This window comes from Pseudomonas sp. SIMBA_067 (genome assembly GCF_046534675.1).
GTDB lineage: Bacteria > Pseudomonadota > Gammaproteobacteria > Pseudomonadales > Pseudomonadaceae > Aquipseudomonas > Aquipseudomonas putida.
In genome coordinates, this window is record NZ_JAWRYH010000007.1 from 230,749 (window position 1) to 247,030 (window position 16,282).

Sequence of the window (16,282 nt, forward strand, 5' to 3'; positions counted from 1 at the left end):
AAAAGTCCTGATTTCAAAAAGCCATCACGTTTGTTGCCTGGTCGTGCCGGGTGCTGTTAACCGTGTCATCAACATGAGCGGTTTTCATGCAAATGGGCGATGCGCCTAAGAACCGCGCAACTTTGATATGATTCCGCACCTTCTGATATTTGCCCGACCAGGTAGTTCCTATGTCCGACCGCAGCGCTCGTCTCCAAGCACTCCAGAACGCACTCAAAGAGCGCATCCTGATCCTCGACGGCGGCATGGGTACTATGATCCAAAGCTACCGTCTCGAGGAACACGACTATCGTGGCACGCGCTTCGCCGATTGGCCAAGCGATGTGAAGGGTAACAACGACCTGTTGCTGCTCAGCCGCCCGGACGTGATTGCTGCCATCGAGAAAGCCTACCTCGATGCCGGGGCGGATATCCTTGAAACCAACACCTTCAATGCCACACAGATTTCCCAGGCCGACTACGGCATGGAATCGCTGGTCTATGAGCTGAACGTGGAAGGCGCGCGCATTGCCCGCCAGGTAGCCGATGCCAAGACCCTGGAAACGCCCGACAAGCCGCGCTTCGTCGCAGGCGTGCTCGGCCCTACCAGCCGCACCTGCTCGATTTCCCCGGACGTCAACGACCCCGGCTACCGCAACGTCACGTTCGATGAGCTGGTAGAGAACTACATCGAGGCCACCCGTGGCCTGATCGAGGGCGGCGCCGACCTGATCCTGATCGAAACCATCTTCGACACACTCAACGCCAAGGCGGCCATTTTTGCCGTGCAGCATGTGTTCGAGGAGGACGCTGTCGAACTGCCGATCATGATCTCCGGCACCATCACCGACGCCTCCGGCCGTACCCTGTCGGGCCAGACCACCGAAGCGTTCTGGAACTCGGTGCGCCACGCCAAGCCGATTTCCGTGGGCCTGAACTGCGCCCTCGGCGCCAAGGACCTGCGCCCGTACCTGGAAGAGCTGTCGACCAAGGCCGATACCCACGTTTCCGCCCACCCCAACGCCGGCCTGCCGAACGCCTTCGGTGAGTACGACGAGACCCCGGCCGAAATGGCGGCAGTAGTCGAGGAATTCGCTGCCAGCGGTTTCCTCAACATCATCGGTGGTTGCTGCGGTACCACCCCGGGCCACATCCAGGCCATTGCCGAAGCCGTGGCCAAATACAAGCCTCGCGAGATCCCGGAGATCGCCAAGGCCTGTCGCCTGTCGGGCCTGGAACCGTTTACCATCGATCGCCAGTCGCTGTTCGTCAACGTCGGTGAGCGCACCAACATCACCGGTTCCGCCAAGTTCGCCCGGCTGATCCGTGAAGAGAACTACACCGAAGCCCTGGAAGTCGCCCTGCAGCAGGTCGAGGCCGGCGCCCAGGTGATCGACATCAACATGGACGAAGGGATGCTCGATTCCCAGGCGGCCATGGTCCGTTTTCTCAACATGATCGCTGGCGAGCCGGACATTTCCCGCGTGCCGATCATGATCGACTCCTCCAAATGGGAAGTGATCGAAGCCGGCCTGAAGTGCATTCAGGGCAAAGGCATCGTCAACTCCATTTCCATGAAGGAAGGCGTCGAGCAGTTCAAGCACCACGCCCGCCTGTGCAAGCGCTACGGCGCCGCCGTGGTGGTGATGGCCTTCGACGAGGTCGGCCAGGCCGACACCGCCGCGCGCAAGAAGGAAATCTGCAAACGCAGCTACGACATTCTGGTCAACGAAGTGGGCTTCCCGCCGGAAGACATCATCTTCGACCCGAACATCTTCGCCGTCGCCACCGGCATCGAAGAGCACAACAACTACGCCGTCGACTTCATCGAGGCCTGTGCCTATATCCGTGACCACCTGCCCCATGCGCTGACCTCGGGCGGTGTGTCCAACGTGTCGTTCTCGTTCCGTGGCAACAACCCGGTACGCGAGGCGATCCACTCGGTGTTCCTGTTCCACGCCATCCGCAACGGCCTGACCATGGGTATCGTCAACGCCGGCCAGCTGGAGATCTACGACGAAATCCCGGCCCAGCTGCGTGAGAAGGTCGAGGACGTGGTGCTCAACCGCACCCCGGAAGGGACCGATGCCCTGCTGGCCATTGCCGACGACTACAAAGGCGGCGGCGCCACCAAGGAAGTCGAAAACGAAGCCTGGCGTTCGCTGCCGGTCGGCAAGCGCCTGGAGCACGCACTGGTCAAAGGCATCACCGCCTATATCGTCGAGGACACCGAGGAGTGCCGCCAGCAATGCGCACGCCCCATCGAGGTCATCGAAGGCCCGCTGATGAGCGGCATGAACGTGGTGGGCGACCTGTTCGGTGCAGGCAAGATGTTCCTGCCCCAGGTGGTCAAGTCGGCGCGTGTGATGAAGCAGGCAGTGGCGCACCTTATTCCGTTCATCGAAGCAGAAAAAGGCGACAAGCCAGAAGCCAAGGGCAAGATCCTGATGGCCACGGTAAAAGGTGACGTGCACGACATCGGCAAGAACATTGTCGGCGTGGTACTGGGCTGCAACGGTTACGACATCGTCGACCTCGGTGTCATGGTGCCTGCCGAGAAAATCCTGCAAACCGCCCGCGACGAGAAGTGCGACATCATCGGATTGTCTGGCCTGATCACCCCGTCGCTGGACGAGATGGTCCACGTTGCCCGCGAAATGCAGCGCCAGGGCTTCGAACTGCCCCTGATGATCGGCGGCGCCACCACCTCCAAGGCGCACACCGCAGTCAAGATCGAACCGAAGTACAGCAACGACGCCGTCATCTACGTCACCGACGCCTCGCGTGCGGTTGGCGTGGCCACTCAGTTGCTGTCCAAGGAGCTCAAGCCGGGCTTCGTCGAGAAGACCCGCCTGGAGTACGTGGATGTGCGCGAGCGCACCGCCAACCGCAGTGCCCGCACCGAGCGCCTGAGCTACGCCCAGGCCATCGCCGCCAAGCCGCAGTACGACTGGGCCGGCTACCAGCCAGCGGTGCCCTCCTTCACCGGCGTCAAGGTACTGGAAGACATCGACCTGCGCACCCTGGCCGAATACATCGACTGGACCCCGTTCTTCATCTCCTGGGACTTGGCCGGCAAGTTCCCGCGCATCCTCACCGACGAAGTGGTTGGCGAGGCTGCCACCTCGCTGTACAAGGACGCCCGCGAGATGCTCGACAAGCTGATCGACGAGAAGCTGATCAGCGCCCGCGCGGTGTTCGGCTTCTGGCCGGCCAACCAGGTGGCCGATGACGACATCGAGGTGTACGGAGAGGACGGCAAGGCGCTGGCCACCCTGCACCACCTGCGCCAGCAGACCATCAAGCCGGACGGCAAGCCCAACTGGTCGCTGGCCGACTTTGTCGCGCCAAAAGCCAGCGGCGTCACCGACTATGTGGGCGCGTTCATCACCACTGCCGGCATCGGTGCCGAAGAAGTGGCCAAGGCCTACCAGGACAAAGGCGACGACTATAGCTCGATCATGGTCAAGGCCCTGGCCGACCGCCTGGCCGAAGCCTGCGCCGAGTGGCTGCACGAGCAGGTGCGTAAAGAGCACTGGGGCTATGCCCGCGACGAGCACCTGGACAACGAAGCGCTGATCAAGGAGCAGTACAGCGGCATCCGCCCGGCCCCGGGCTACCCGGCCTGCCCCGACCACACCGAGAAAGAAACCCTGTTCCGCCTGCTCGACGGCACCGCCATCGGCGAAACCGGGCCAAGCGGGGTGTTCCTGACCGAACACTTTGCAATGTTCCCGGCGGCGGCGGTCAGCGGCTGGTACTTTGCCCACCCGCAGGCGCAGTACTTTGCCGTGGGCAAGGTCGACAAGGACCAGATCGAGCGTTACAGCGCACGTAAAGGCCAGGATGTGAGCGTCAGCGAGCGCTGGTTGGCGCCAAACCTCGGGTACGACAACTAAGACTATTGGGGCTGCACAGCAGCCCCAATGGGCACCTACACTGTCCTTGATTGCCTCTGATTCTTCAGGAGCCACCATGGACGATTCCAGCCAAGGCAAACCCCCAACCTTCTGGCAGATGCTGCACAGCATCCTCGCCGCCGCCTTTGGCGTGCAAAGCGGCAAGAACCGCGCTCGCGACTTCACCCACGGCAAAGCCAGCCATTTCATTGCACTGGGCACGCTCTTCACCCTGATATTCATTATGGTGCTGATCGGGTTGGTGCAGCTGGCCCTGCACCTTACCGCCCGCTAGAAATGAAAACGCCTGCAGGATTCCCTCCCGCAGGCGCTCTGGCTACATCACGGTCTAAAAGAAAAGTCTACTGGTGGCTGACCCAATACACGGCAGTGACCACCACCAGGACGATCAGGCATAGGATCGCCCAGGCATCGACGCTGCTGTCAGCTTTGCGGACCTTGGTTGAGTTTCCCATTGCATTGCCTCTTGTAGTGGTTATGGGAATGCACTTCACAACCAGCAGTTAAGACGAGCAATGCCCTTCCCTCAAGCAAGGTCTTTCAATAGTCGACCGGTGACGTCAGAAACGGGTACTGGTAGCTGGCCGGCCGCCCTTCGGCGCTGTAATGCAGAAAGTCGACGCCATAGTCGGGCCGTTCCAGCAGTTTCAGCCAGCGCCTGGCCTTGGCCTGGTCGATTGCCTGCAGTACCGGGGCACTGTGCACGCGCTGGCCGTCGCGGTTCAGCGCGACACCCTGGGCATCGTCGTGCAACATCACCATGGCCCAACCGCCAAGGGTGAAGTGCCCCCCCATCAGCGCGCTCAAGCGCCCGTCGATGCGCGCACGCAAGGCCTCGGGCGAACTGTTGACGGCGCCGAACAGCACGTCACGCCCCGGTGTGCGCCCGGCCTCCTCGAACGCCTGCATCGCACCAAAGGCCATCTCGTCATTGGCCGACCACACCAGGCGAGTGGCCGGGTATCGCTCCAGCAATTGCTGCGCCTGCTCGTAGGCGCGCTCGCGGCTCCAGCCGCCGTATACGACCTGGCGCAGGCGGACCTGAGGGAAGTCGGCCAGGGCGCGGCGCATGCCCTCCTCGCGCAGCTGCGAAGCCGGTGTGGTCTTGAGCCCGGCAAAGGCCACCAGGTCCACCGGGCCTGCGTCACGAGGCAGTTGCGCAACCATCAGGTGCAGCATCTGGAAGCCCGCTTGCTCGTCATTGCTCATCAAGGTACCCAAGGGCTCGGCATACTTGTCGGGCTGGGTCTCGATGCTGCGGGCCTGGCTGGGGGTCAGGCCATTGTTGACCAGCAACAGCTTGACCCCGGTGCCACGCGATAACCGCAGAATTTCGGGTGCCACGTACTGCTCGTTGACCAACACCAGGTAATCCGGCCGATGCGCCCCACCCAGGATCGCCCTGGCCTGGGTCAGCGCCAGGTCGGCGCGGCGCTCGCTGTACTCCACGCGCAGGGACATGCCCAGTTCGTCCGCAGCGGCCTGCATGAAGCGGGTGTAGCTGGTCCAGAACGTCTCGGTGGACAGCCCCGGATTGAGAAACACCACCGAGGCCGGCTGCGCATTTGCCGCCAGTGGCAGGGCAAGACACAAGCTTTGGCACAGGGCCTTGAGCATGGGGTCACATCTCTGCGAAGCAAACCCCGGATTATAAACGCCTGGCTACCGCCAGCGTACAAATGGCAGTCAGTCTCACATAGTTCATTTGGTTCTTTTCATATGCAAAAACATCACTTTAGCGCATAACCGCAACCTGATATCGTTCCCCGGCTCCGTACCGGAGTGCGCGGCCGTGCGCGCGAATAGCTGCATGCCTGAGACAGGACTTTTATGTACGTATACGACGAGTACGATCAGCGGATCATCGAGGACCGCGTCAAGCAGTTCCGTGATCAGACCCGCCGCTACCTGGCCGGTGAGCTGAGCGAAGAAGAATTCCGCCCTCTGCGCCTGCAGAACGGCCTATACATCCAACGTTTCGCGCCAATGCTGCGTGTCGCCGTGCCGTACGGCCAGCTGAGCGCCCGCCAGGTCCGCACCCTGGCGAAGATCGCTCGCGACTACGACAAGGGCTACGCGCACATTTCCACCCGCCAGAACGTGCAGTACAACTGGCCGGCACTGGAAGACATTCCGGACATTCTCGCCGAACTGGCCACCGTGCAGATGCATGCGATCCAGACCAGTGGCAACTGCCTGCGCAACACCACCACCGACCAGTTTGCCGGTGTGGCCGCAGACGAAATCATCGACCCGCGCCCGTGGTGCGAAATCGTCCGCCAGTGGACCACCTTCCACCCGGAATTCGCCTACCTGCCGCGCAAGTTCAAGATTGCCATCAACGGCTCGCAGGAAGACCGCGCTGCCATTGAAGTGCACGACATCGGCCTGGAGCCGGTGCGCAACGCTGCTGGCGAGCTGGGCTTCCGTGTACTGGTCGGCGGCGGCCTGGGCCGTACCCCGGTGGTCGGCTCGTTCATCAACGAGTTCCTGCCGTGGCAGGACCTGATCAGCTACCTGGACGCCATCCTGCGCGTGTACAACCGTTACGGTCGCCGTGACAACAAGTACAAGGCGCGGATCAAGATCCTGGTCAAGGCACTGACGCCTGAAGTGTTCGCCGAGAAGGTCGAGGCCGAAATGGCCCACCTGCGCGGCGGCAGCACCACCCTGACCGAAGACGAAGTGCAGCGCGTATCGCGCCATTTCGTCGACCCGGACTACCTGGCCCTCGAAAACGTCGACTACGCCGCCCAGGACGCCGAAAACCCAGGCTTTGCCCGTTGGCGCTCGCGTAACACCCGTGCCCACAAGCGCCCTGGCTACGTCGCTGTAACCCTGTCGCTGAAGCCTACCGGCGTTGCCCCGGGCGACCTGACCGACAAGCAGCTGGACGCCGTGGCCGACCTGGCCGAGCGCTACAGCTTCGGCTTCCTGCGTACTTCGCACGAGCAGAACATCATCCTCGCCGACGTCGAGCAGCGCCAGCTGCACGCGCTGTGGCTGGAACTGCGCGAAGGCGGCTTCGCCACCCCGAACATCGGCCTGCTGACCGACATCATCTGCTGCCCGGGCGGTGACTATTGCTCGCTGGCAAACGCCAAGTCGATCCCGATCGCCGAGTCCATCCAGCGCCGTTTCGACGACCTGGACTACCTGTTCGACATCGGCGAGATCGACCTGAACATCTCTGGCTGCATGAACGCCTGCGGCCACCACCACGTGGGCCACATCGGCATCCTCGGCGTGGACAAGAAGGGTGAGGAGTTCTACCAGGTATCGCTGGGCGGCAATGCCGCGCGCGGCGCGAGCCTGGGCAAGATCCTCGGCCCGTCCTTCGCCCAGGATGCCATGGCCGATGTGATCGAGAAGCTGATCGCCGTGTACGTCGAGCAACGTACCGAGGAAGAGCGTTTCATCGACACCTACCAGCGTATCGGCATCGACCCCTTCAAGGAACGCGTCTATGCAGCGAATCATTAAGAACAACCAGATCGTCGACGAAACCTGGCACCTGCTGCCCAAGGAAACCTCGTTCGACGAGCTGACCAACTGCGACGACTACATCGTGCCGCTGCAGCTGTGGCGTGACCATGCCCACGTGCTCAAGGCCCGCGACGGCGGCCTGGGCGTGTGGCTGGACAGCGACGAAGAAGCGGAAGAAATCGGCGAAGACGTGCAGTACTTCCAGGTCATCGCACTGAACTTCCCGGCCTTCACCGACGGGCGCAGCTACTCCAATGCGCGCCTGCTGCGTGACCGCTACAAGTTCAAAGGCGAGCTGCGCGCCATCGGCGACGTACTGCGCGACCAGCTGTTCTTCATGGCCCGTTGCGGTTTCGATGCGTTCGCCATCCGTGCCGACAAGGACCCGGAAGACGCGCTGCAAAGCCTGAAGGACTTCTCGGTGACCTACCAGGCCGCGACTGACGAACCGCTGCCGCTGTTCCGCCGCCGCTGATCGTCCCGCTCCAGCGAACAGCCCGCCCCTCGGCGGGCTGTTTCGTTTAAAGGCCGTGGCGCTGCATTGCCTCCCGGCTCAACGCCAGCAAAAGCTGGTTTCGCACGGCCTCGCGCTCAGTGCAGATTTGCTCGATTTGCGCGAGATAGTCGCCGTCACTCAGTGTTTTCCATTGCATGAACAACGTATCCAAGCGCTGCTGGAAAGGCACCTCCATCTGGCTGAAGCGTGCCGCCTGGTGTTCGTGCAGGTAGGCCTGCCAAAAGGTTCGATCTGCCAGGGCCTGCGCCAAGACTTGTGGTGTTTCCTCTCGCAGAACCTCGTTGCGTGCAGCGTCCAGCTCGTCAGGGCCCACCCCGCTGACACTCTGGTACATCAGTTTGTCAGGCTGCGCAGGGAGGTCGAGGCTATCCGCAAGCTTTACGCGATAGGTCAAATACACCTCGACGGGATCGATAGAATGCTGCTCAGCAATATGCCGGGCCGCAATTGCGTTGACTTTGTCCAGGCGGGCTAAAGAACGCCCCAGCCTCACCAGCGCCCGCTCCTTGTGCAACCCATCGCCAGCTGTTCCAGCCCTGGCGACCATCGCGCCAATCTCCAGTTCGCTGAGCGTAAGCAGCAACTCGTCACTGCAACTGCGCGGCCGGCTAGCTTGCTCGAACAGGCTCGCACGCACTTCAGCGTGCTGCTCGCAGGCATCAAGGATGTGCCACACCCGCAACTGAAAATCGCGGGGCTGTGCGTGGTATTCACGCAGGCCCTGCAAGTCTGAAATGAACCGGAACAGATCACTCGCACCGTCCTCCCGGTACAAGCGGGCCCAGAGCGCCAGTCGCGCCTCGCGCTGCGCCGTGGAAAACCCCGACAGCCAAGGTAATGCAGCGCTCGGGCCCGACGATGGGTGAGGTGCGAGCCGACGTGCAGATAACCCGGCGGACGCTCTGGCCAATTGCAGGCGCTGCACGGTCTGATCCGAGAGTGGATTGTCGTGCAGCTCCAGGCCCTGCAACAAGCGAAGCGGCAGCGCAGACAGTGCCTCAGGCAGCGTTTGGATCTGGTTGTCACGCATGTCCAGCAATTCCAGGTTGCCGTGCCTGGCCAGATCAACGGGCAATTCGCCCAGCCCGGTGTTGCGCAAGGACAACCGGCGCATCAGCGGGAACGATGCCAATGGCGGCAGCAAGCCTACCGGGTTACCGTTCAGTTCGAGGCGGCGTAGCCCCTCGAGCTGGCTGAGGCGCAGGTTGTCGTCGCGGGTAAGTACGATCTGGTTGTCAGCAAGGCGCAGGTTTCTCAATTCGCCCAGTTGCTCGATGCCTGCCGGAAGCCGGGTCAGCTGGTTGCCCCGCAAATCCAGGTTACGCACGTTGCTGAAGCGAACCAGGAAACCCGCCTCGACGCTCGTCACCCGCATATCGCGCAATGTGAGGTGTGTGATGTGGTCGAAAGACACATGCTCAGGCAAGGACGGCAGATTGCCCACCCGCTCACCCACGATGCTCAGGTGGTAATCACCCGCTACATCACCCGGCGTCGCGCGCTGCCAGCTCATCATGATGCGCCTGGCAACCTTGATCCGGCGCCAGCGGCGAACCAGGTTCAGCCCTGGCTCACTCCGCCAGGCGTGCAATGCCTGCTTGAGGCTGACCTTGGCTTGTAACAGTTGGCTGACATGGTTCCACGGCTCTACACCCCGCCGAGCCAGGTCTTGCAGGTATGCCTGCAACTCTTCACCGGTCATCAGCGGGAACACATGATTCAAAGTGCGCCGCAGCGCCTGGCGGCTCCCCGACAGGTGGCCACTGAGCGGGTAGCCCAAGCGCCCATCGAACAACCGCAAAGGGGGGCGAACGCCTTGCCCCACCGGGGCCAGCCCAATCATTCGGGCCGCCGCCTCCCGCTCGCCAAGGGCATCGCCCAGCCCGCCCTGCGCGAGCTTTTCGGTATCAGCATTTACCGCAGCAGGCTGACGCAACCCTGCCAAGGCGCGATCAATCCGGCTGTCACGCACGGCCCAACGTGCTCGCTCCGCCAGGGTAAGCGGCACCCGCCCCGCATCATTCAGGCGCTCGAGCTCGACACTGTTGGCCTGCTCGACAATTTCTCGTGCGCAGCGATGGGAAAGGCCAGGGAAGTCGCGCATCAGCACCTGGTCCGCAGCGTTCGGGTTGACCTGCCGCTCATTGAACAATTCCTCGAATGCCTCACCCCGCAGAGTCGGAAACTCATTGTGCAGGTGCCAGCGCTCGATGGCATCGAGCAAACGCGCCGGTGGTGCTGCGCTCTCCAGAACCAACCGGCGCAGCTGGTCAGCGCCGTAACCTGTAACCTGCACGCCAAAGGCTGCCGCCTCGTCGGAAATAGCCGCTGTGCGGCTGGCAAGCCGGCGAACCATGTAGGCGGCGTCCTGCCAGCGCTGCGGTTGCTCGAACTCATGCACCCATCCCCCGGCACCATTGTGCTCGAGTGCCGGTAAATAGGCCCCCGGCCTGGACGGATGATGAATGCGCCATGCTCCATCGTCGCCTTCACTTACCTCATAAGCGGCATCGTGCAGGCGCCTCAGCGAACGGCCATTTTCATTGATGGCCTGCCCTGGCGGCAGGTCGATGCCCGCTAGCTGATAGCCTGGCAAAGCCGGATCACACAGACGCAACTGGCCATCCGCCAGGCGTACCGGCACCAGCGCATCCACGCGTGCCACGCGCTGGGCGAGCTTGCCGAGAGCCACCGCCCCTGCAGCCGTCAACGCCCCTGTCGCCACCGTCTCCGCCACGTTGAACAGGTGGCCCAAGGCAGCGTTGCGATCACCTAGCTGCCAGTCTTCGTACCCTTCGTAGACTTCGCCCGCCAACTGCGCGACCGTGAGCCCGAGCATGGCCTGGCCCAACCCGGGCACAAACAGCGCTGCCAGGCCTGCCACGCTGAGCCCCAAGTCAAGATAGCCTTGCAGACGGGCCTGGCGGTCGGCGATATCCTCATCCTCCGTTGATACCGCCAGTACCCGTGCATCATCCAGCATCTTGTCGAGCAGCGCTTTGCGCAGCGCGGTGAACACGTCGCCTTCGACCGCAAAGCAGCGGCCATCCAGCTCAAGCGGTAAAACAGTATTGCCCTGCCTCAGCAGCGCGTTCAGGGCCGTGTAGAAAGCAACGCGATCCCGTTCTGCGACAAAGCGCTGAAAGAACTGGCGATACGCTTCGTCACGCATGCGTACACCCAGCGTCAGGTACAGCAGTTCCCAGTTGGCATGCCAACTCACTGCGGCGTACCGGTCCTCAGGCAACCATGCGATAACGCCAACCAGGCGGGCGTTCTGACGCACTTCGATCGCCAGTGCGCCAATGATCTTCTTGCCCAGCAGCCTCAGGGTGTGGCACCTCACAACGGTGTCCTCGGCAGGCCCTGATGCTGCTTCGACAACATGGCGGATACGCTGATACGTCAACTCGTCAATTTCACCCTTGACCCTGGCGACAACCGCGTCAAGCTCCAGCCTGGCGCTCAATGCCTCCTCCATGATGGCCTCGACCTGCATACCGGCCATGCTTTCGGTTTGCAGCTGCGATTGCAGATGGCGTTGATAATGTCGACCGATATCGAGGCTGCGACAGAGCTGGGCGAAGACCTCAACGCTCAATGGCAGCCTCTTTCCACTGGCATTGACCAGCTGTGACCCTGTGGCGAACCAGCCCGGTCGAGTTTCATTTTCGTGGAAGTTGTGCAGTGCCGCCGAAAGCAGCGACTGGGTACTTTCGACCCGCGTCGAGGAAGTTGGCAAAGCAGGCGATATCGGCGGATTTGTCCGCAGGGTCACCCATCTGACCCTGGCCAGGCGTAGGTCTACCTGTGTGATGGAGCGCGCCGCGAGCGCACTTTTGAGCAGCGCCTCGGCGAACTCGTCCAGAGGCTTGAGGGCCTGCAACCTGGCGTGGAGTTGCTCCTGCGCCCGCTGCTGACGCAATGAAGCTGCGCGCAACAGTGTCAGGTGTTCGACACGAGCGCGCTTTACCCAGCCAGGCAGATGACTGGCAATCAGCGCATCGATGGAATCGGCAGGTATCACAGAAAGGGTCATGGGCAGTGTGTCCGCTTGATAAAAGCGTTAGCTGACCAAGGTCTCACCCCGTTCTGGCGTTACTTATGTAATGAAGGCCAGGGTGAAACGCGATTCTTGCCCGCAGGTCAAAGGACTTTGACGCAGCAGCCGGTTATTCGTTGCCCTGCGAACCTGCACACTGGCTGCCACAGGATCCAACCCCACTTCCCAGGAGTAAGCCCATGAGCGTTCCTTCCTTCGGCCTCGGCACCTTCCGACTCACTGGCCAGACCGTCATCGACTCGGTCAAATCGGCCCTTGAGCTGGGCTATCGGGCCATCGACACCGCACAGATCTACAAGAATGAAGCGGAAGTCGGCCAAGCCATCGCTGAAAGCGGCGTACCGCGCAGCGAGCTTTTCATTACCACCAAGATCTGGGTCGACAACTACGCGGCGGACAAGCTGGTCCCAAGCCTGCGCGAAAGCCTGAAGCAACTGCGTACCGACTACGTCGACCTGCTGCTGATCCACTGGCCAGCCCCAGGCAACGGCGTAGCGTTGCCGGAATACATGACCGCACTGGCCGAAGCGAAGAAGCTGGGCCTGACCCGACAGATTGGTGTGTCCAATTTCAACATCGCACTGACTCGCCAGGCCATCGAAATCGTTGGCAAGGGCGAAATTGCCACCAACCAGATCGAGCTCAGCCCGTACCTGCAGAACAGCAAGCTGGCCGCGTTTCTCAAGGACCAAGGCGTCACCGTCACCTCGTACATGACCTTGGCCTATGGCAAGGTCCTGAAAGACCCGGTGCTGGCCGACATCGCGGCCAAGCACAAGGCCACCGTCGCCCAGGTTGCCCTGGCCTGGGCCCTGCAACTGGGCTACGCGGTAATCCCGTCTTCGACCAAACGCGAAAACCTGGCCAGCAACCTGCTTGCCCGCGACCTGAAGCTGGACACCGACGACATGGCACGCATCGCCACGCTGGAACGCAATGGCCGCGAGGTCAGCCCTGACGGCCTGGCGCCTGCCTGGGACTGATGGCTGGAACGGCCGCAACCCGGCCAAAGATGCACTCGCCTATACCCCTAACTGGGCCTCTGATCAACCCAGCGGCAGCACGACCCTTGCTTGCAAACCGCCACCGGGGCGGTTGCTCAGGGTCAGGCTGCCGCCTTGTTCCAGCACGATGGCCCGTGCTGCGGGCAGGCCCAGCCCCACACCACCCGTGTCCCGATTGCGCGAACCTTCGATACGGTAAAACGGCACAAATACCTGCTCCAGCAGCGCCGGCGCGATGCCTGGGCCGCGGTCTTGCACGGTTATCTCGATCTGCCTGGCACTTAGCGCCAACACCACCGATGGCTCGCGACCGTACTTGGCGGCATTGTCGATCAAGTTGACCAACACCCGCTTGATACCCACCGGACGCCCTGTATACACACAACGGCGCGGCCCGCTGAGGCCGACCTCGACACCCGCATCCTTGAAATCGTCCACCACCGTGAGCAGCAACTCGCCCAGGTCGAACACGGTCGTCTGCTCCAGCCGCGCATCATCACGGAAAAACGCCAGCGCGGCGTCGACCATCGCCTGCATCTCATCCACGTCCTTGAACAACTTGGCCTGTAGCTGGGCATCGTCGATGAACTCGGCACGCAAGCGCATGCGCGTCAGCGGTGCGCGCAAGTCGTGGGAGATTGCCGCCAGCATCTGGGTACGGTCGTTCAGGTAATGCTTGAGCTGGGCCTGGGTGGCATTGAACGCAAGAATGGCCTGGCGCAGGTCGTGCGGGCCAACCACCGGAATCGGCGGGGCGTTGAAGTCCTTGCCAAAACGCCGCACCCCCAGGGCAAAGCGCTCCAGCGGCTTGGCCAGATAGCGTGTAGCCAACAGTGCGACGACCAGGCTGGAAACCAGCATCAACACCAGGACGACCAGGTTGCGCGGCAGCTCCTCCAGGCCCCAGCTGCGGTCTGTGGCTCGAAACAGCACCCACGACTTGTCGGCCAGCTCGATCATCAAGGCATAGCCACGCTCAGAGGTGTATTCCGGCATATCGGACGGCTCGAACGCCTCGACCCTGGCATCCGGGCGCTTGAGCAGCGCACGCAGGATAGGCGTGCCCTCGCGGAACTCGGCATCGACCAACGCAGGCACTCCCGCCTCGTCATGGCGTCGCAACCATCGCACGGAATAGGAGCCGTCACCTGCCGCAGTGGCGATATTGGCACGCTGCGCCATGGGCGCGGCATCGAGGATGCGGGTCACCGCTGCTACCTTCTCGATCACCCCGCTCTCCAGCAGCGGTGGTTGCGCCCACACACTCAGCAGCAGGCTGAACAGCCCCTTGAGCAGCAGCAGGAACAGCATCGCTGTCAGCGTGGTCAACGCAATCCATCGGGCAATGGTGATTCTGGGCTGCGGCAGGGCCTGGCGAAACCGGGCAACCAGGCTCATCGCTTCGCGACCATGGGGGTGAACAGGTAACCGGCGTTGCGCAGTGTACGGATCAGGGGCTCATGCCCATTGTCGGTTTCAAGCTTGCGGCGCAGCCGGCTTACTTGCACGTCAATGCTGCGGTCATAAGCGTCGTAGGCATCACCACGGGCCATGTCCAGCAATTGCTGGCGGCTGAGCACCCGACGCGGGTGTTCGGCAAACACCAGCAGCAGTTCGAATTCGCCATTGGACAAGGGGATCATGACGTTGTCCGGCGAGCGCAATTCGCGCCGCACCACGTCCAGCTGCCAGCCGGCAAACTCAAGGCTATTACTGGTGTGGCCCGCCGTGCCCACTGCCTTTTCGCCGGCCCGACGCAAGACTGCCCTCACCCGCGCCAGCAGTTCACGGGCAGCAAACGGCTTGGTCACGTAGTCGTCAGCCCCCAGTTCCAGGCCCACAACCCGGTCGCTCAACTCGCCCATGGCCGTGAGCATGATCACCGCCACCTTGTGTTCGGCCAGCAGCCGCTGGCACAACACCAGGCCGCTGTCGCCGGGCAACATTACATCGAGGATGACCAGGTCAGGCACCCGCCGATCAAGCGCCTGCCACAGCCCCTGGCCATCCTGGGCCACGTCCACTTCGTAACCATGCTGGCGAAGAAACTTCTGCAGCAGGTCAAGCACCTCGACATCATCGTCGACTATCAGCAAATGGCTCACGAAAACGCACCACAGACAAGGTAAACAAGCCGTACTTTAAGGCCATGCCCCTGCGGTCGTCATATATTTCAACCCGGAAACAAAGTGTCAGTGCCGAGACGATCCGGACATTACCGGGCAACGAACATTGCGCAGCATCGCCGCCAGATCTTGCCAGGAATGTGTCTATGTCCCGTTCATCATCCACCTCCCCTACGGCGCGCTCTGCTGCGCTGGTGTTATCGCTGCTCGCGGCCGGAGCCTGCAGCCAACGCGCTCACGCCACCAGCGCCTGCGGCAACCTCGCCTATCAGGTCAGTGACCCGCTGGAGCCGGCCAACCGCGCGGTATTCGCCTTCAACCGCACGGTCGACGACTACCTGCTGGCGCCTGTCGCCCGGGGCTATGGCATGCTCCCCGGCTTTGCCCGGCAAGGCGTGCACAACTTTGCCAACAACTTTGGCGAGCCCAAGGTATTCGTCAATGACCTGCTGCAGGGTAATGGCGATCGGGCGATGACCAGCCTCGCACGCGTCATCTTCAACACCACCCTGGGTGTGGCGGGCGTAATCGATGTGGCGGGCAAAATGGGCTTGAGCCAGCACAGGTCAGACTTTGGCCAGACCTTCGGGGTTTGGGGCATCGCCAATGGCCCCACCGTCGAACTGCCGCTGTTGGGTACGCACAACCTGCGCGACGCAACGGGCAGCGTGTTGAGCCTGGCGGTGGACCCGTTCGGCGACAATAGCGATACGGTCGACACCCTCAGTACCGTGGCCACTGCCGGGCATGTCGTGGACAGCCGCGCCGCCGCGCTACCGTTGACGGCCTGGCTGCAAACCTGGCCCGATTATTACCTGGCGCTGCGCGACTACACCGCGCAGCAACGCAACAACCTCGTAGCAGAAGGCAAGGCAGGCAAGCCCGGAACGTGGCAAGCCAATTGCTCGCAGGTAACCGGCCATGAATGATGCGCAAGCGGCCATGCTGCTGTTCCGGCGCCTGGAAGGCGCCGCCCGGCAACCGTTGTTGCTGCACGAACTGGAGGCTCGGGTGTCCGCCGACGGCCGCAATCTGGTCCTCAGCCGCTATCGCGAACGCTACACCGCCGAAGGCAAACCGTACCGGCACGAGGCTCACCGCAGCGTGCCGATCGCTGCATTGCTGCGCTGGATGGCCAGGCACGAGCGATGATTCTGAAGCGAGCCGGGTATTGATCTTTCACCGCG

At 62.4% G+C, this 16,282-nt stretch carries 11 protein-coding genes; 7 read left to right on the forward strand and 4 right to left on the reverse strand.

Going from position 1 to position 16,282, the window contains the following annotated elements:
• Positions 1 to 170 precede the first annotated feature (170 nt).
• Positions 171 to 3,878: a methionine synthase gene (metH, locus tag SB765_RS17320; protein ID WP_410931667.1), complete on the forward strand. Its 3,708-nt coding sequence runs from the start codon at positions 171 to 173 to the stop codon at positions 3,876 to 3,878.
• Positions 3,879 to 3,954: 76 nt separating this feature from the next.
• On the forward strand, positions 3,955 to 4,173 hold the full coding sequence (locus tag SB765_RS17325) for a DUF2970 domain-containing protein (protein WP_086976649.1): 219 nt from the start codon (positions 3,955 to 3,957) through the stop codon (positions 4,171 to 4,173).
• Between the two features lie 266 nt (positions 4,174 to 4,439).
• On the opposite strand, the gene SB765_RS17330 is transcribed toward SB765_RS17325, so the two are convergent.
• Positions 4,440 to 5,516, reverse strand: coding sequence for an ABC transporter substrate-binding protein (locus SB765_RS17330; protein ID WP_341798186.1), 1,077 nt, complete (start codon positions 5,514 to 5,516; stop codon positions 4,440 to 4,442).
• Between the two features lie 213 nt (positions 5,517 to 5,729).
• Here SB765_RS17330 and SB765_RS17335 point away from each other — a divergent pair, with 213 nt between their 5' ends.
• Together SB765_RS17335 and SB765_RS17340 are read left to right on the forward strand one after the other, a co-directional pair.
• Complete coding sequence (locus tag SB765_RS17335; protein ID WP_341798185.1) at positions 5,730 to 7,382, forward strand: nitrite/sulfite reductase; 1,653 nt, start codon at positions 5,730 to 5,732, stop codon at positions 7,380 to 7,382.
• Positions 7,366 to 7,860 carry a DUF934 domain-containing protein gene (locus SB765_RS17340; RefSeq protein ID WP_016485947.1) on the forward strand — a complete coding sequence of 165 codons (495 nt, stop codon included), beginning with the start codon at positions 7,366 to 7,368 and terminating at the stop codon, positions 7,858 to 7,860. The genes SB765_RS17335 and SB765_RS17340 overlap by 17 nt, the downstream gene beginning before the upstream one ends.
• Positions 7,861 to 7,906: 46 nt before the next feature.
• Here SB765_RS17340 and SB765_RS17345 read toward each other — a convergent pair whose 3' ends face one another.
• Positions 7,907 to 11,941 (reverse strand): NEL-type E3 ubiquitin ligase domain-containing protein, encoded by a 4,035-nt coding sequence (locus SB765_RS17345; protein ID WP_410931668.1) that lies wholly within the window; start codon positions 11,939 to 11,941, stop codon positions 7,907 to 7,909.
• A 203-nt stretch (positions 11,942 to 12,144) separates the two neighbouring features.
• On the opposite strand from SB765_RS17345, the gene dkgB reads away from it, so the two are divergent.
• Positions 12,145 to 12,948: a 2,5-didehydrogluconate reductase DkgB gene (gene dkgB / locus SB765_RS17350; RefSeq protein ID WP_341798183.1), complete on the forward strand. Its 804-nt coding sequence runs from the start codon at positions 12,145 to 12,147 to the stop codon at positions 12,946 to 12,948.
• 63 nt (positions 12,949 to 13,011) lie between these two features.
• Here dkgB and SB765_RS17355 read toward each other — a convergent pair whose 3' ends face one another.
• Together SB765_RS17355 and SB765_RS17360 are read right to left on the reverse strand one after the other, a co-directional pair.
• Entirely contained in the window at positions 13,012 to 14,367 is a 1,356-nt protein-coding gene (locus tag SB765_RS17355) for an ATP-binding protein (RefSeq protein ID WP_410931669.1), read from the reverse strand.
• Positions 14,364 to 15,074 (reverse strand): response regulator, encoded by a 711-nt coding sequence (locus SB765_RS17360; RefSeq protein ID WP_341798181.1) that lies wholly within the window; start codon positions 15,072 to 15,074, stop codon positions 14,364 to 14,366. Before SB765_RS17360 ends, SB765_RS17355 begins: the two co-directional genes overlap by 4 nt.
• A gap of 167 nt (positions 15,075 to 15,241) precedes the next feature.
• On the opposite strand from SB765_RS17360, the gene SB765_RS17365 reads away from it, so the two are divergent.
• A complete protein-coding gene (locus tag SB765_RS17365) occupies positions 15,242 to 16,024 on the forward strand; it encodes a VacJ family lipoprotein (RefSeq protein WP_410931670.1) in 783 nt (260 codons plus the stop codon).
• Positions 16,017 to 16,247 carry a hypothetical protein gene (locus SB765_RS17370; RefSeq protein WP_016500501.1) on the forward strand — a complete coding sequence of 77 codons (231 nt, stop codon included), beginning with the start codon at positions 16,017 to 16,019 and terminating at the stop codon, positions 16,245 to 16,247. The genes SB765_RS17365 and SB765_RS17370 overlap by 8 nt, the downstream gene beginning before the upstream one ends.
• The last annotated feature ends 35 nt before the right edge of the window (positions 16,248 to 16,282 follow it).

Excerpts from the sequence above, each read along its gene's own strand:
- metH (WP_410931667.1), top strand. The coding sequence starts at position 171 with ATGTCCGACCGCAGCGCTCGTCTCCAAGCACTCCAGAACGCACTCAAA.
- SB765_RS17325 (WP_086976649.1), top strand. The coding sequence starts at position 3,955 with ATGGACGATTCCAGCCAAGGCAAACCCCCAACCTTCTGGCAGATGCTG.
- SB765_RS17330 (WP_341798186.1), bottom strand. The coding sequence starts at position 5,516 with ATGCTCAAGGCCCTGTGCCAAAGCTTGTGTCTTGCCCTGCCACTGGCG.
- SB765_RS17335 (WP_341798185.1), top strand. The coding sequence starts at position 5,730 with ATGTACGTATACGACGAGTACGATCAGCGGATCATCGAGGACCGCGTC.
- SB765_RS17340 (WP_016485947.1), top strand. The coding sequence starts at position 7,366 with ATGCAGCGAATCATTAAGAACAACCAGATCGTCGACGAAACCTGGCAC.
- SB765_RS17345 (WP_410931668.1), bottom strand. The coding sequence starts at position 11,941 with ATGACCCTTTCTGTGATACCTGCCGATTCCATCGATGCGCTGATTGCC.
- dkgB (WP_341798183.1), top strand. The coding sequence starts at position 12,145 with ATGAGCGTTCCTTCCTTCGGCCTCGGCACCTTCCGACTCACTGGCCAG.
- SB765_RS17355 (WP_410931669.1), bottom strand. The coding sequence starts at position 14,367 with ATGAGCCTGGTTGCCCGGTTTCGCCAGGCCCTGCCGCAGCCCAGAATC.
- SB765_RS17365 (WP_410931670.1), top strand. The coding sequence starts at position 15,242 with ATGTCCCGTTCATCATCCACCTCCCCTACGGCGCGCTCTGCTGCGCTG.
- SB765_RS17370 (WP_016500501.1), top strand. The coding sequence starts at position 16,017 with ATGAATGATGCGCAAGCGGCCATGCTGCTGTTCCGGCGCCTGGAAGGC.